This is a genomic window from Plesiocystis pacifica SIR-1, assembly GCF_000170895.1.
Taxonomy (GTDB): domain Bacteria; phylum Myxococcota_A; class Polyangia; order Nannocystales; family Nannocystaceae; genus Plesiocystis; species Plesiocystis pacifica.
Genome location: NZ_ABCS01000081.1, coordinates 14,977 through 30,046 on the forward strand (window position 1 = coordinate 14,977; position 15,070 = coordinate 30,046).

General features: G+C 72.6%; 10 protein-coding genes. 6 read left to right on the plus strand and 4 right to left on the minus strand.

The annotated features are described in order from the left end of the window. The first annotated feature begins 66 nt into the window (after positions 1-66). Positions 67-756, plus strand: coding sequence for a class I SAM-dependent methyltransferase (locus PPSIR1_RS30425; protein WP_006975066.1), 690 nt, complete (start codon positions 67-69; stop codon positions 754-756). Positions 757-775: 19 nt separating this feature from the next. Here PPSIR1_RS30425 and PPSIR1_RS30430 read toward each other — a convergent pair whose 3' ends face one another. The 3 genes from PPSIR1_RS30430 to PPSIR1_RS30440 form a co-directional block, all read right to left on the minus strand. Beyond that, the gene (locus tag PPSIR1_RS30430; protein ID WP_006975067.1) at positions 776-1,333 is read right to left on the minus strand and encodes a hypothetical protein; all 558 of its coding nucleotides are present in this window, start codon (positions 1,331-1,333) and stop codon (positions 776-778) included. 140 nt (positions 1,334-1,473) lie between these two features. After that, positions 1,474-5,430: a serine/threonine-protein kinase gene (locus tag PPSIR1_RS44305; protein WP_006975068.1), complete on the minus strand. Its 3,957-nt coding sequence runs from the start codon at positions 5,428-5,430 to the stop codon at positions 1,474-1,476. A 162-nt stretch (positions 5,431-5,592) separates the two neighbouring features. Continuing rightward, positions 5,593-6,411 (minus strand): glycerophosphodiester phosphodiesterase family protein, encoded by an 819-nt coding sequence (locus tag PPSIR1_RS30440; RefSeq protein ID WP_006975069.1) that lies wholly within the window; start codon positions 6,409-6,411, stop codon positions 5,593-5,595. Between the two features lie 283 nt (positions 6,412-6,694). Between PPSIR1_RS30440 and PPSIR1_RS30445 the strand changes: the two genes are divergently transcribed. Both PPSIR1_RS30445 and PPSIR1_RS30450 read left to right on the plus strand, forming a co-directional pair. Next, positions 6,695-7,345 carry a hypothetical protein gene (locus tag PPSIR1_RS30445; protein ID WP_006975070.1) on the plus strand — a complete coding sequence of 217 codons (651 nt, stop codon included), beginning with the start codon at positions 6,695-6,697 and terminating at the stop codon, positions 7,343-7,345. A gap of 46 nt (positions 7,346-7,391) precedes the next feature. Next, on the plus strand, positions 7,392-9,371 hold the full coding sequence (locus PPSIR1_RS30450) for a hypothetical protein (RefSeq protein WP_006975071.1): 1,980 nt from the start codon (positions 7,392-7,394) through the stop codon (positions 9,369-9,371). A gap of 60 nt (positions 9,372-9,431) precedes the next feature. Here the strand turns inward: PPSIR1_RS30450 and PPSIR1_RS30455 are convergent, their stop codons facing one another. Then, on the minus strand, positions 9,432-11,069 hold the full coding sequence (locus tag PPSIR1_RS30455) for a xylulokinase (protein WP_045117074.1): 1,638 nt from the start codon (positions 11,067-11,069) through the stop codon (positions 9,432-9,434). Between the two features lie 130 nt (positions 11,070-11,199). Between PPSIR1_RS30455 and PPSIR1_RS30460 the strand changes: the two genes are divergently transcribed. Genes PPSIR1_RS30460 through PPSIR1_RS30470 form a run of 3 tightly spaced genes read left to right on the plus strand, consistent with a single transcriptional unit; the run spans position 11,200 to position 15,039 of the window. Beyond that, complete coding sequence (locus tag PPSIR1_RS30460; RefSeq protein ID WP_006975073.1) at positions 11,200-11,829, plus strand: RNA polymerase sigma factor; 630 nt, start codon at positions 11,200-11,202, stop codon at positions 11,827-11,829. After that, positions 11,826-13,196 carry a hypothetical protein gene (locus PPSIR1_RS30465; RefSeq protein ID WP_006975074.1) on the plus strand — a complete coding sequence of 457 codons (1,371 nt, stop codon included), beginning with the start codon at positions 11,826-11,828 and terminating at the stop codon, positions 13,194-13,196. The genes PPSIR1_RS30460 and PPSIR1_RS30465 overlap by 4 nt, the downstream gene beginning before the upstream one ends. Positions 13,197-13,233: 37 nt before the next feature. Next, complete coding sequence (locus PPSIR1_RS30470) at positions 13,234-15,039, plus strand: serine hydrolase domain-containing protein (RefSeq protein ID WP_198154649.1); 1,806 nt, start codon at positions 13,234-13,236, stop codon at positions 15,037-15,039. Positions 15,040-15,070 lie beyond the last annotated feature (31 nt).

Here is a 15,070-nt window from a genome sequence, read left to right on the forward strand (position 1 = left end):
AGATCGGCCGACTCAAACACAAGATGCGCCCTGTTCGAGGTCCGGGGCGCGGGCCAGTCTGCGTGCATGAGCGCTCCTCGACTCTTCGACGAAGGCCACGCCGCCCGCTACGACGACCAATTTCGCGAGCTGACGCCCCTGCGGGACGCGCTGCACCTCGTCACCCAGCTCGCGCTCACGCGGCTCCCGGCCGAGGCGCGAGTCCTGTCCGTGGGGGCCGGGACCGGAGCCGAGCTCCTGGCCCTCGCGCCCGCGTTCCCCGGCTGGCGCTTCACCGCCGTCGACACCTCGGCGCCCATGCTCGCGCGCTGCCGCGAGCGCGTCGAGGCGGCCGGGTTCGGCGATCGCTGCAGCTTCCACCACGGCCCGCTGCAGAGCCTCCCCGAGGCCGGGGCCGAGCCCTTCGACGGAGCGACGATGATCTTGGTCTCGCAGTTTCTCGTCGACCGCGAGCGCCGGCGGCAGCTCTTCGCCGACATCGCCAGCCGCCTGCGCCCAGGCGCGCCGCTGGTCGTGGCCGACCTGTGCGCCGACGCCCTCGACGGCGAGCTCGCCGACCTGTGGAAGCAAGCGTGGCGGCTGTCCGGGGCCAGCGAGGCGCAGCTCGAGCAGATGACCCAGATGTTCGGCGCGCGGCTCTCGGTGCTGCCGCCCCGCGAGCTCGAGGACCTCATCGCATCGGCCAACTTCGACGCCCCGACGCGCTGCTTTCAGACCCTGTTCATCCACGGCTGGGTCGCGCGGCGGCGGCGATAGCCAGCCGACCGCGACCGGTCTAGACCGCCTGCGCGGCCGTCACCGTGTAGGGCGAGAGCACGTTGAGCCGCTCGAAGTCGATGCCCAGGCTCGCGACCAGCGTGATCAAGTCATCCACCGTGATCTGCCGCCCCCGAAAGGCCGACTCGATCGCCAGCGGCGTCCCGACCTCTTCGCGCTCGCCCTCGCACACGGCCACGGCCCGGCGGCGGCCGTCGGGGTAGTGCACCGCGAACGCGCGCATGCCCGGGTCGGGCTCGCCGTGGAGCAGCACGACCCGCGCCCCGTGCTCGACGGCGAGGGCGGACCAGCGCTCGGTGGACACCGAGGCGAGGCGCCCGTCCTCGTCGGCGAGCACGGTCCAGCCCTGGTCACGACAGTGACGCAAGAAGGCGTGGTTGGGCCGACGCTCGCGCTCGTCTTCGACGAGGCCGAGGACGGCGATACCGGGGGTGGGCTCGCCGACGACCTCGCAGCCGCGATAGCCACAGTCGGCGTAGATGGACTCGATCTCGCTGTCGCGCAGATCGCTGTGAATCATGACCAAGCTCAAGTGCATGACGGGTGGCGCGGTCATGGGACCACGGCGCCGCCGGGGCGCCAAAGATCCGGCGCAAAGGCGCTGTAAGGCCGTACAGGACCGGCTAGATCGCGCTTTTCTCGACTTTCAGAACGTCCTGATCGTGCCCGTCATCGGCTCGGTTGCCGATCGCTTGTTCAGTCGCCCGCGCTCGAAGAGCCCGAGGGAGCAGAGGAAGCAGAGAACGCGGCGATGGCCGCGAGCCCACGGGCCAGGCCCTCGCCCTCGCTGTGGCTCTCGCGGAGCCGCTCGTCGGCAGCAGCCGCGTGGATCAAGGCACGCTCTTCGTCTCCGAGGCCCCTCGCGGCGCGGGCCAGGCCCAGCTCGATCTCCCAGGCGTGCAGGCTGCCGGCGCCCGCGAGGCGCTCGTGGGCGAGCTCGAGGACCTCTCGGGCCGCCGCCCAGGCCCCGCGCTCGAGCTCGCAGCGGCCGATCTCGAACAGCGCCAGGGCGGCGTACTCGCGCCGGCCGACCTCCTCGCAGGTGGCGAAGCCGCGGCGGAAGCTGGCGATGGCCTCGTCGACGTTACCCCGGGCCCGCAGCACCCGACCCAGGCCCACGCGGGCGTCCCCGGCCGAGGCGACGTCGCCGAGCTCCTCGCAGATCCCGATGACCCCGAGCATGCCCTCGAGGGCCTCGTCGAGGGTCCGGCTGTCGGCGCTCCCCTCCGAGGGGGAGCCGCCGCCGTCTTCGCTCGCCTCGCGCTCCCGACCGGCGAGCAACACCAGCGACATCGAGAGGTTGGCCAGCTCGATCATCTCGCGGCGGCGCAGGGACAGGGCCCGGGCCCCGCGCAGCGCGGAGCGGTAGCGGGTGATGGCCTCGGCGTTGTCGCCCCGGGCCGAGAGCACGACGGCCATGAGCGAGTGGGCGCAGTACTCCGCGAGCGGCTCGCCGCTGGCCCGGGCCTCGGCTTCTGCTTGGCGCGCGAGGGCGTCGGCCCGCGCCCCTCGGCCGCTGCGGGCCTCGACCCAGCCGAGCTCGCGCAGGGCGAGGACGTGGAGCACGCGCAGGTGCGGGAGGGGCTCGACCTCGACGACGGGGGTGAGCACGGCGCTCGCCTCGGGCCAGTCGCCAAAGCGCGCGAGGGTGTGCCCGAGGGCGACCCGGGCCTCCCACTCGGCCTCGCGGGCGCGGCCCTGGTCGAGCTCCCCGCCGGCGACGAGGGCCTCGGCGAGGGCCAGGGCCTGACGGCCGGCCTCGGCCGAGGTCGCCAGCTCGCCCTTGCCCAGGTGGCAGCGCGCCAGCGCCAGGGCGACCTCGAAGCGCAGCTCGGGGACACAGCGGGCCCCGGAGCCCAGGCCCGAGGCGCCGTCCGTGCGCACGGAGTCCAGCGCGTCGCCGTGACGATCGAGGAGCCCCGAGACGCCGCGCAGCCGCGACACGCCCTCGGCGAAGCGGCCGACCCGGGCGTCGAGGGTGCCGGCGAGGGCGTCGACGTCGACGCGGGCGCGGACCAGCGCCAGGGCGCGCTCGCCCTCCTCTTGTTCCAGGGCCTTGAGGGCGTGCTCGGCGTGCTCGAGGGCGTGCTCGGCCGCGTCGTGGTCGTGGCGCTCGACGGCTCGCCGGGCCGCCCGCAGGCCCCAGCGCAGGGTCTCGGGCCAGGCCGCGAGGGCCCGGTAGTGGCCGGCGAGGATCTTCGCGACTCGCCCGGGGCGTTCGATCTCCAGCAAGGCCTGGACCACCCCGCGGTGCAAGCGACGACGTCGGCGAGTGCCCAGGCCGTCGTAGAGCACCTCGCGGACGAGCCCGTCCCGAAAGCGCAGCTCGTCGGCCCCGCCCTCGGACTTGTCGCCGAGCTCCTCGAGCCAGCCCTCGGCCACGGCCTGATCGACGAGCTCGTCGAGGGTGTCCTCGTCCATGGCCTTGCCGAGCACGCGCTCGAGGGCCTCGAAGCGCAGGGTCTCCCCGATCACCGCGGCCGCGTCGAGGAGCTTGCGCAGCTCGGGGTCGACGCTCGCCAGCTCGGCCTCGACGGTCGCGCGCAGGCCCTCGGGCAGCACCCGGCGCGGGAGCGGCTCGCACACCCAGCTGCCGTCGTCGAGGCGGTGGATCGCCCCGCGGCCGAGCAGGTGACGCAGGAGCTCGGCGAAGGTCCGCGGCACGCCGGCGCAGGCTCGGCGCAGGCGCCGAAGGTCCCGCGGACGCACGCGCACGCGGCCGAAGGTCTGGTGCAGGCACGCGCGCAGCTCGTCCTCGCCCAGGGCCGAGAGCAGCACGCTCGTCCGCGCCTCGAGCCCCGACAGCTGCAGCAGCCAGCGCGACAGCTCCGTGCGCGCGTCGGTCCGCGCCGCCGCCCGCCGGGCCGACGCGACCACGACCACGGGCACGGGCAGCCGCTGGCCGCGGACGAGGAAGGTCAGGAACTCGAGGTCGCGCCGGGGGGCGCGGTGGAGGTCGTCGAGGATCAGCACCAGGGTCCGCCCTCGGGCCGCGTCGGCGAAGCGCTGGGCGAGGACCCCGTGGCCCGAGCGGCGATCGTTGCCCGCCTCGCGCTCGCGCGGGGCCGTGGAGGCCACCCGGGCGTCGCCGAGCATGCGGGTGAAGGTCTCCTCGGCCGGGGCCCGGTCGCCGTCGTAGCTCCAAAAGCGCCCCTCGAACACGGCCGCGCCCCGCTCCCGGGCGTACTCGCCAAAGCGCTCGAGCAGGCGGCTGCGGCCCATGCCCGGATCGCCCAGGACCACGGCGATGGGCGTCGCGTCGCGGCGCGGCGCGGCGGCGAACAGCTCGGCGAGGGCCTCGAGCTCGAGGCTCCGACCGACCAGGGGCAAGCTCGACAGGCTGGCCCGGACCCCCTCGGGGCTGCGCCCGCCCTCGCCCCGACCGCTCCCGTCCGCCGAGGAGTCGCCGCTGCGGCTCGGGCTCGGCTTGGCCGTCGCGGCCGTCGCGATCATCGTCGCGGCGCCAGACAGTTGCCCCGCGCGGCGAGCCTGCCCCGGCGAGCTGTCGCGCGTGGCGTCGGCGTCTCGCGGACCGAGGGAGCGCAGGTCCATGGACGCGCTGTCCCCTCCCAAGGTCAGCTCGTCGCCGACGAGGGTGTCCGGCCCGCCGAGCTCCGGCCCGTCGCGCCCGCCGAGGCCCTTGCCGTAGAGCTCCCCCGATCGCCGGCTGTCCGAGCTCGACACCGAGCTCCCCGAGCCCTCGTCCGAGCCCTCGTCCGAGCGCCAGGTCTCCGAGCCCTCCCCGTCGACGCGCAGGCCCCCGCCCATGGACCGCCGGGCCTCCCCGGCGCGCCAGGGCTCACCTCGGGCCATGGCGCCGAGCTCCAGGGCCGAGCCGGGCCGATCGCCGGGGCGCTTTTGCAAGGCCGCGTCGATCGCCGCGACCACGGCGTCGGGCAGGCCCGGCACGAGCTCCCGCGGCGAGACGTAGCCGTCCTCGCAGATCGCCATGACCGTGGCGATGGCGTTGCTGCCCCGAAAGGGCACCCGCCCCGTGACCAGCTCGTAGAGCAGCACGCCCAGGGAGAAGAGGTCGCTGGCCGGGCTGGCCGTCCCGCTGCGCACGCCCTCGGGCGCCATGTAGGCGACCGTGCCCACGAGGCCGCCGGGGCGCGAGCGGTCGCCCTGCTCGTCGAGCAAGCTGGCGAGGCCGAAGTCGAGGACCTTGACGGTCTCGCCCCCGTCGTCGCTGCGCGCGAGCATGACGTTGCCGGGCTTGAGGTCGCGGTGGACCACCCCGCGGCGGTGGCCGGCCTCGACGGCTCGGCACACGTCGGAGAACAGCGCCACGGAGTAGGCCGCGCTCGGCCGGCTACGCTGGAGCACGCGCGCGAGCGTCGGGCCCTCGACGAACTCCATGACCATGTAGGGGCAGCCGTCGGCGAGCTCGCCGAGGTCGAAGACCTGGACCACGTTTGGGTGGCGGATGCGGGCGAGGGCTCGGGCCTCGCGCATGAAGCGGGCGCGGTTGCGCGGGCCGAGGCGCTCGGGCAGCACGCTCTTGATCGCCACGATGTCGTCGAGGTCGCGGCGCCGCGCCGAGTGGACCACGCCCATGCCGCCCGCGCCGATCCGCGCCAGCAGCTCATACTTGCCGGCGATGACGGTCCCGGGGCTGAGACCGGGCGCCGGGGTCGCGGGGGGTCGGGGCATCGACACCCTGAATGAACCACAAAACCGGTCCCCGCGGGGAAAACACGGTTGGGGGCGTGCCCTCGACCACGACGGCTGGCCCCAGCGCGCCCCAGACCTGCCTAGACGCGCGCGGACAGCCCCGCCGACACCCTGCTTTCGGTGGGGGAACCCCCTGAACGATCAGCCCTGGGGCACCCGCTGACCCATCTCGGTGACCACCTCGACGAGGCGCCCAGGCTGGTCGGTCATGATCCCGTCGACGCCCAGCTCGACCAGGCGGCGCATCTCGTCGGCGTCGTCGATGGTCCACACGTGGACCTGAACCCCGCGGCGGTGAGCGGCGCGCAGGAAGTTGGGGTCGAGGACCCGGAGCCCCCTGTAGTCCACGGGGATCTGCATGGCGTCGAACTCGATGGGCAGCCAGTCGGACACGCCGGCCCGCGCGGCCAGCCAAAACCCAAAGATCTCGACGCGCCCGCTCGAGGTCGCCACCCGCCCGCGGGCGAGGTTCCGAAACGCGCGCACCGGGCCGTCGAACTCGCACGCGACCAGCAGGCGATCGTGCAGGCCGCGGTCGTCGATGTAGCGCCACAGCGCGCCGACCATCTCGGGCTCGCGCTGCTTGATCTCGATGTTGATCCGGACCTCCGGATCGAGGGCCAGCACCTCGTCGAGGGTCGGCACCGTGATCCCCTGCCCGCGGAAGGGGTGGCCGCCCCCGCCCTCGGGGCTGAAGTGGTAGCCCGCGTCGAGGCGCTGCAGCTCGGCCAACGTGTACTCCCAGACCTTCCCGCGGCCGTTGGTGGTCCGCTCGAGGTCGTTGTCGTGAAAGCAGACCACGTGGCCGTCCCGGGTCAGGTGCACGTCGGTCTCGATCCACCGGCACCCCGCCTCGAGGCCGTGGCGGAAGGCGATCATCGTGTTCTCGGGGTGCAAGGCCGCACCGCCGCGGTGGGCGAAGCAGGCGACGCCGCTGGTCTGGAAGTAGGGCCGGGGCACGGGGCCGTTTTCCGTCGCGCAGCCGCGCAGGGCAAGGGCTGGCGCCCCCGAGACCGCAACGATGCTGCAAACAGGCGCGGAGTGCACTCGCGCTCAGGCCGCAGATCCTGCCAGCCCCGAGACCGAATGAGTCACGAATCAACACTCATCAATGCCCATCAAGGCCCTTTGTAAGAACATTACTCTCCGCTCTCCTGTAACGATTACAACCATGGACGGGTGGGGTTCAAATCATCGCAGTGCTACCCCTGCCTTCATCATGACCTCCCACACCAACGCCGTTATGGGTGCCCTCCTCTCCCTCTCCCTGTGCGTCGCGGCCTGCGACGGTGGCGGAGACAAAGCGGACACCTCCGCCAAGACTGACGACAAGAAAGACAGCGAGAAGAAGGACGAGAAGAAGGACGACAAAAAGGAAGAGGCCAAGAAAGCCGACGAGGCCAAGCCCGCCGACGCCAAGCCAAAAGCCAAGCCCGCCGACGCCAAGCCCGAGCCCAAGGCGATCCTCCCGGTCCAGGCCGCCAAGATCGACGTCAAGGGCGACGAGCCCGGCGCGGGCCTCGAGATCAAGGCGGACGGCACCGTGACCGTCGGCGGCGAGCTCGTCGGCAAGGTCTCGACCGACGGCAAGCTGACCCAGCCCGACGGCTCCGTCTACATGACCGTCAGCGCCGACGGCAAGATCATGGAGGGCAGCGAAGAGGTGCCCATGAAGCTGGAGGCCAACGGCGCCCGCCTCGAGCTCGACGGCGAGGGCCTGATCGTCGAGTTCGAGGCCGGCGGCAAGGTCAACGTCACCGGCGAAAAGGGTGAGCCCGCCCCCGCCGAGTTCCAGATGTTCGTGCACGAGGGCTGCGAGGGCGAGATGGGCAAGACCTGCGGCATCGCCTTCATCAACATCCTCGTCGCCGAGCTGCTCGAGGCCGCCGAGTAGCCCGGCGCCCCCGCGCCGCCACCCCGAACGAAGCAAGGAAACACCCATGCAACGGATCACGCAGACCAAAGAGCGCCCCGCCCTGCGGCCCTTTCTGTCCCGGGCTCTGGCGGCGTCCACCCTGGCCCTCACGCTCTTCGGAGCGGGGTCGGGCGTCGCCCTCGCCCAGCAGCCCGCTGGCGAGGAGCCCGTCGCCATCGAGTCGATGAGCGCGGATGAGATCTTCACCACCATCGACGCGATCATCGGCGCCCGCCTCGAAGCCGGCGCCATCACCCAAGACGAGGCCGAAGCCTTCTTCGCCGAGCTCGAGGGCCTCGCCCAGCCCGAGCTCGCCGCCGTGCTCGGTCAGCTCGTCGCCCAGGAACAGGCCGCCGCGGAGCAAGCGGCCGGTACCGAAGCCGGTACCGAAGCGGTCGAGATCCCCGAGGACATCGCGGCCATGAGCCCCGACGCCATCCTCGACGAGATGAACGGCATCCTCGGCGCCCAGGTCGAGGGCGGCGCGATGACCCAGGAGGAGGCCGAGGCCTACCTCGGAGAGATCCAGGCGATGTCCCAGCCCGAGCTCGCCAGCATCCTCGCCCAGACCCGGGCCAACATGGCCGCGGCGCAGGCCGAGGGCGGCGGCGGCGTGGATCCCCGCGCCATGGCCCTCGAGGCGGGCTACGCCGCCTGCGGCTTGGAGTCCGGCGACCGCGACGGGCTGATCGCCTGCATCCGCGAGCACCTGGCCACGGCCCAGACCAAGGCCCTCGACGCCGCGGCCGAGAAGACCGCCAAGAAGCAGAACAAAAAATTCCGCCGGACCTTCCTGGCGCTCGTGTTCCTGACCCTGCTCTCGCCCCTTTTGCTGCTCAGCCCGATCCTCTACCGCAAGCAGTTCCCCTCCCCCGAACAGCAGCGGCAGCTGCGTCAGCACTCGCTCACGGCGACCAAGCTGGGCCTTTTGGCCATGGCCATGTTCAGCGGCACGCTCCTGCTCCTGCGCCTGTTCCAGCGCATCACCGCGAGCCTCATGAACCCCCAGGCCGCGATCGTCGACGCGACCTTCCAAAACCTCGACAAGCTCACGCCCGACATCCTCGACCTGATCGGCGCGTTCATGACCAGCTTCATCACCAAGGCCCAGGAGTTCGCCAACCCGGACATCCTGGTCACCTTCGTGGAGGCCCTCCAGGAGCTCGCCCCCAACGTCGAGTTCTTCACCAACGTCGCCAAGCGGATCCAGTCGGTGTCCGAGGCGCTCTCGAACTTCGACGGCCTGTTCACCCTCGTCGCCGTGCTGATCTTCGCCCTGGCCTTCAAGGACATGTTCCTGGCGGTCGTCAAGCTCCCGCGCACGGCCATGGAGTCCGGTGAGGAGGACGCGGGCGAGCGCGTGGCGATGATGGTCGTCGAGACCTGCAAGGCCGAGGCGAAGGTCATCGGCGCCTTCCTCGGGGTCATCCTGTTCGTCGCCATCGTCTCGGCCATCGCCCTGGCCTCGGCCGTCGGCCCGAGCACCGAGGGCGTCATCGGCATGCTGGTCATCGCCGTGGTCTACGCCAGCGCCGTGCCCGACGCGGCCATGACCAGCCTCGGCGTCGGCATCGGCAGCACCGGCGCGCTGCTGGTCTTCCACGTCGCGATGATCATCGTCCCCTGCGCCCTGTACATGTCGCGCAGCCAAAAGATCCTGCGCGGCTACTTCCGCTGGGGCATCCCGCTGATGGAGCACAAGAAGTTCTTCATCACCGGCACGCTGATCGTCATCGGCATGGCCTTCATGCCCGCCATCTTCATGGCCATCATGGAGCCGGTGATGGAGTCGCTGACCAAGTCGATGACCGAGACCGCGGGCCCCGACATCACCAAGTTCGGCGACATCGTCGCCAAGCTCGGGCTCATCCCCCTGTTCGCCTGGATCGCGGTGTTCTTCGCCACCTTGTCGCCCAAGTGGATCCTGTGGCTGGTCCGCTACCCCGTGCCCAAGGGCCCGCCGAGCGCCGACGGCAAGGAGGAGGAGAAGGCCGCGGCCGCCTGAGCCGAGCGCCCTCCCCTTCCCGACGAGCCAGCGGAGTCTCCCGCTGGCTCGTTTTCTTGGTTAGCTCGAGCCGGGGCGCGCCCCGTTGAGGCGGCGGTGGATCGCCTTGTTCTTGGCGTAGATGTCGAGGAAGGCCGCGAAGTTGGCGTCGTAGACCTCGCGGGCGTCGGCCCGCGGCTCGTAGCGCCGGGCCACCCGGACGCGCGCGGGGATGTCCTCGACCTTCAGGTAGCCCAGGCCCAAAGAGGCCAGCAGCGCGGCCCCGCGGGCGTTGCAAGCCCGCGGCTGGGCGACCTGCTCGATGGGCCGGTCGAGCACGTCGGCGAGGATCTGCGACCACAGGGCCGAGCTCGCGCCGCCGCCGATGAAGCGAATGCTCGGCGCGGGGCGGCCGACGAACTTCTCGACGTACTGCAGGAGCCAGCGGGTGTTGAAGGCCACGCCCTCGTAGACCGAGCGCAGCAGCTCGCCTCGGGTGCTCGCCAGGGACAGGTTGTGAAAGCCCGCGCGGATGGTGTGGTCCGGCGTCGGGCAGCGCTCGCCGTAGAGCCAGGGCGTGTAGATGAGCCCGCGCGAGCCCGCCGGGGCCGCGGACGCCAGGGCCTCGGCGCGCTCGAAGAAGTCCTCGGGCGGCGGCCCGCTCAGGCCGTCGTCGGGGAACAGCAGGTGGTCCCGCAGGTGCTCGAAGCAGGCCCCGGCCGTCTCCTGGGAGTCGCCGATGAGGTAGCGACCCGGGAGCGCCGAGGGCAGCGAGGCGATGTTGTGAAAGAGATCGATCTTTTTGGCCCGGGTGTGCCCGCTGAGCCACGAGCTGGTCCCGAAGTAGAGGTGCAGCTCGCCGTCACCCACGGCCCCGGAGCCCACGGCCGCCGAGTGCACGTCGGGCGTGCCGCCCATGACCTGCACGGCCGCACCGCCGGTCACCAAGGGGGCCAGGCCCAGGTCCTCGGCCGCGCCAGCAGTCAGCTCCGCGATCACCTCGGTGGCCGCGACGAGCTCGGGCAGCTTGGCCCGCGGCACGCCGAGCTGCTCGACCAGCGCGTCGTCGTAGGCGATCGCCCCGATGTCGCGGTTGTCGGTGATCCAGTGCAGGCAGATCGAGTCCGTCGTCGCCGTGGCCCGCCCGGTCAGCCGGCGGTTGATCCAGTCCTTGGGCTCGAGGAAGTGGGCCGCGGCCGCGAACACCTCGGGCTCGTTGTGGCGCAGCCACAGAAGGTGCGCCGTGGGCTCCTTGCCGACCAGGCTCGGCGCCCCGCCGGTGCGCCGGATCCAGCGGACGAGCTTGCTGACGCCGTAGCCCTCGACGCGCAAGGCCCCGCCGCAGTGCGCGTCCATGTAGCGCGCCCCCCTCGAGTCCATCCAGGTGATCGCCGGGCGCAGGGCCTTGCCCTCCCCGTCCACGGCGACGGTTCCCGCCCACTGGGCCGTGACCGAGACGGCGACGATGCGCGCCTTGCCGTCGGCGCTGCGCCCCCCCGAGAGGCCCGTGGCCTCGAGCACCGCCCGGGAGGCCGCGCAGATCGCCCGCCACCAGTCCTCGGGGTCCTGCTCGGCGCCGCCGCCCTCGCTCAGGTGCAGGGCCGTCCGCTCGGTCCGCCAGCCGAGGACCTCGGCCTCGACGCTGACCACCGCGACCTTCGGCCCGGAGGTGCCCAGATCGATGGCCAGCACGCAGTCGCTCGTCGCTCGAGTGGTCACGCAGGCGCGATGATGGCAGAGCCCGCGGACACCGTCCAACGGGCTCTACGCGGCGGTTTTCAGGGTCTGAGCAAACTTTTTTGCCGGAGCGTGTAGGGATCGGTCCGGGCCGGCGACAACCTCGGGCAGGATGGAGTCCCGGGACCTCGCCTTCGGCTCCGCCTCCGCCCGCCTCTCCGTGAACACCCGCTCCGACAGCTCTGAGCGCGCCGACACGACCGCCCTCGCGGCCGTGGCCGGAGGCGATCGGGAGTCGCGCTCGGCGGTGGCGCTGCGGTCGGCCCGCTACACCGAGATCGCCGAGAGCTGGGGCCGCGGGCTGGCGCGCGTGGCCGCCCACTACAGCCGGAGCGCGAGCGAGCGCGAGGACCTCCAACAAGAGATCACCCTGGCGATCTGGCGCGCGCTGCCGAGCTACCGCGGCGAGGCCTCGCTGCGAACCTTCGCCTACCGCATCGCCCACAACTGCGCCATCAGCCACCTGCGACGACGCCGACGCACGACCACCGTCGAGGCTGCCGAGGCCGTCGACACCGCCCCCTCGGCCGAGCGCGTGCTGGCCCGCGAGGCCGAGCGCCAGCGCCTCCTCCACGCCATCGCCGAGCTGCCCCTGGGCTCGCGCCAGGTCCTCACCCTCCACCTCGAAGGCCTGTCCTACGCCGAGATCGCGGCGGTCGTGGGCATCACCGAGACCAACGTGTCCGTCCGCCTGACGCGGGCCCGCAAGACACTGCGCGAGCGCCTGGGAGCACCATCATGAGCGAGCCCCACTCCGACGCCCCAGACCCTCAATGGTGGGCCGAGGTCGTGGACCTCTACGACGCCGACCCGGCCGAGCTCCCGCCCGCAGCCGAGCTCCCGCCCGCGACCCAGGCGGACGGCCTGGCGACGCACCGGAGCCGCCGCGAGGGCCTACGAGCCCTCGGCCTCGCCAGCCTGGTCGCCCTGCCGCTCGCGGGCGCGACCCTCGAGGACACCGTGTTCCCGGCGGTGCCCCTCGCCGCCGCGCTGCTCGTGCTCACCTGGTTGGCCATCGTCGGCGCGCAGTGGAGGCGAGGGCGGATCCTCGAGCGCGCCGAGGCCCTCGACATCCAGGCCCACCTGCGCACCCGGGCCCGCGTGCTGCGGCGGGCCCGAGCGCACTGGCGCCTGACCTTCGCGGCGATGATCCTAGCCACCGTCCTGGCCGGCTCCGCGGGCGCGTGGTCGTTCTTGATCCCCGTCGCGTCCATGGCCCTGTCGAGCCACCTGCCGTGGCTGCTGTGCGCCCTGCCCTCGCTGGCCGCGGCCGTGCTCGCCGGGCGCCGCAGCCTGGGACTCAGCGACGAGCTGCGCGCCCTCGGGGAGTTCGCCGAGGACCTCGAGCTGTCCTTGGTTGGCGACACCCTCGAGCTCGAGCGCAACTGGACCCAGGTCATCGCGCTGTCCGTGGTCCTGGTCGCCAGCCTCGGCACGGCCCTGGTCAGCGCCTTCCCGCCCACCGACTGGTCCGCCCGCGTGCTCGGCGAGCCGCTCCAGCTCAACCACGTGCTGATCGTCAGCGACACCCCCCACGCCCACGCCCCGTGGCTCGCCGGCTTCGAGTTCGAGGTCGATCAGCGGACCCCGGCGCAGATCGAGGCCCAGGCCCAGGCCCTGTTCGGGCGCCGGGGCACGACCCTCGAGCGCACCCTCGCCGTCGCCGATCACGGGGGCTACGCCGTGCTCCTCTACGACCTGCGCGGGACCGAGCCTGGCCACGAGACCCTCACCCCGACGCGCTTTCGGCCCCCGAACTGCCGCGGCTGGGACAGGCCGCCCGAAAACCAGGTCCGCTCGCGGGACGACAGCTTCGCCAGCTACCGCATCGATTGGCTGGGCAGCGGGTGCTACCTCAACTTCGGGAGCCCGACCCGGAGCTGGCGGGCGACCTACGCGAGCGAGGCCCAACGCGCGCTCGTCGAGGAGCGCTCGGCCCTCGGCCACGCCCTGTTCGACACCGCGGGGATCCGCTACGCGTCCCCGCGCCACAGCCCCTTCCGCTGGGCCACGGCGCACTTCGAGTTCCTCGACAACGCCCTCGCGTCCGGGCGCCTCGACCCCGCGTGGCTCGGCGACGATCCTGGCTTCGAGCCCGTGTCTCAGTAGCTGTAGGGATCAGGGCGCCGCGCCGACAACCATGGGCATGCGACGCATCGCCACCATCGCACTGAACATGGCCCTGGCTCTGGCCCTGTCCCTCGCCCTCGGCTGCGCGGGCCAGACCGCCGAGACCCAGACCGACGCCCCCGCCCTCGCCCAGCCCCTGCCCACGGACTACGCCCAGCTCGGCGAGCGCCTGAGCGAGGCCATCCCCGCGCGCATGGAGGAGCACGGCGCGAGCAGCATCAGCGTCGCCGTGGTCCACGGCCAGGAGATCGTCTACGCCGAGACCTTCGGCCTCGCTCGCCGCGAGGGGGAGTTGGCCGCGAGCCCGGAGACCGTCTACGAGATCGGATCCATCTCCAAGCCCTTCATCGGCCTGGCGGTCATGCAGCTCGTCGAGGCCGGCGCCCTCGACCTCGACGCGCCCATCGACCAATACCTCCCGGAGTTCGAGATCCAGTCGCGCTTCGAGGACACCTCGGCCCCGACCCTGCGCCAGCTCCTGAGCCACCGCGCCGGCATCCCCTCGGACCTGGCCGTGCTCGAGGACCCGAACTACACCCCCGCGGTGCTGCCCGAGCTGCTCCGGGACGAGTGGCTGACCCAGCCCCCCGGCCACGCGGCGGTCTACTCCAACGTCGGCGCGGACCTGGCCGCGCTGGTCGTCGAGCGCACCGTCGAGCGCGACTACGGCGAGCACCTCGAGGCGGAGGTGCTCGCGCCCCTGGGCATGGGCGGGGCGTCGATCCGGCTGACCGACGCGCAGCGGGCCGCGCTCGCCACGGGCTACGACGCGGGCGGGAGCGCGGCCACGCCCATCACCTACAAACCCTGCGGCTCGATCCGCGCCACGGCCACGCAGCTCGCCCAGCTCGTCAAGTGGGTCAACGGCCGCGGCGAGGTCGAGGGCACGCGCTTGCTGGCGGAGGCCAGCGTCGACGAGATGCTGCGGGCCCAAAACGCCGACGCGGCCATCGACCTGGGTACGCAGATCGGGCTCGGCTGGTTCATCCGCCCGGGCAGCGAGGCGAGCGGCGACATCGTCCACCACAACGGCGCGACCGGGGGCTTCTTCTCCGACCTGCGCGTGTCCCTCGACCACCGAGTCGGCGTGGTCGTGCTCGGCAACCAGCGCAGCCCCGCGGTCGTGACCATCGCCGACGAGGCCCTCGCCCTGGCCGTCGCCGTCGAAGCCGACCTCGACCTGCTCGCGGAGCTCGACGCCGTCGACCCCGTCCCGCCGCCCCCGAGCGTCGAGCTCACGCCCGAGCGCCTCGACGCGATCGCCGCCCACGACTACTCCGACGGGACCACGCACCTGCACTTCGAGCGCCGCCGCGGGCAGCTCCACGCCAAGCTGCGCGGGCGCCAGAGCCTGCGGCTGATCCCCCGCGACGACGGGACCTTCGACCTCCAGGGGCGGCTCTTCGGCATGCCCGTCGGCCAGCTCTTCCCCGGCCACCGCGTCAGCCACGAGGTCCTCGACGGCGACGAGGTGCTCGTCGCCCGGGGGCCTCACGGCGCGTGGGTGTTCGCCCGCCGCTACGAGCCCGGCCCGATCACCGAGGTCTGGCGCGGGCGCGCCGGGACCTACCTGCCCGTCGGCCCCGCGGCGGAGCAGATCGAGCGCGTCGAGCTCCATGTCGAGGACGCGGGGGTCCGCGTCGACGCCTACGCCAAGGGCCAAAAACACCCGCTCCCCTTCGTGCTGGAGGTCCACAGCGACGCCCTCGCCACCGTCGCGGGGCACGGGCGCCGCTCGGGCGGGGCGGTCGTCGTCGAGAGCCGGGAGGGCAAGACGGTGCTGCGCGCTCAGGGGATGGAGTTCATCGAAGCGCCGCGCTGAGCTCTGTTTTGCCCCCACAGCTGCCTGGGAC

Excerpts from the sequence above, each read along its gene's own strand:
- PPSIR1_RS30425 (WP_006975066.1), top strand. The coding sequence starts at position 67 with ATGAGCGCTCCTCGACTCTTCGACGAAGGCCACGCCGCCCGCTACGAC.
- PPSIR1_RS30450 (WP_006975071.1), top strand. The coding sequence starts at position 7,392 with ATGCAACGGATCACGCAGACCAAAGAGCGCCCCGCCCTGCGGCCCTTT.
- PPSIR1_RS30470 (WP_198154649.1), top strand. The coding sequence starts at position 13,234 with ATGCGACGCATCGCCACCATCGCACTGAACATGGCCCTGGCTCTGGCC.
- PPSIR1_RS30445 (WP_006975070.1), top strand. The coding sequence starts at position 6,695 with ATGGGTGCCCTCCTCTCCCTCTCCCTGTGCGTCGCGGCCTGCGACGGT.
- PPSIR1_RS30460 (WP_006975073.1), top strand. The coding sequence starts at position 11,200 with ATGGAGTCCCGGGACCTCGCCTTCGGCTCCGCCTCCGCCCGCCTCTCC.
- PPSIR1_RS30430 (WP_006975067.1), bottom strand. The coding sequence starts at position 1,333 with ATGACCGCGCCACCCGTCATGCACTTGAGCTTGGTCATGATTCACAGC.
- PPSIR1_RS30465 (WP_006975074.1), top strand. The coding sequence starts at position 11,826 with ATGAGCGAGCCCCACTCCGACGCCCCAGACCCTCAATGGTGGGCCGAG.
- PPSIR1_RS44305 (WP_006975068.1), bottom strand. The coding sequence starts at position 5,430 with ATGCCCCGACCCCCCGCGACCCCGGCGCCCGGTCTCAGCCCCGGGACC.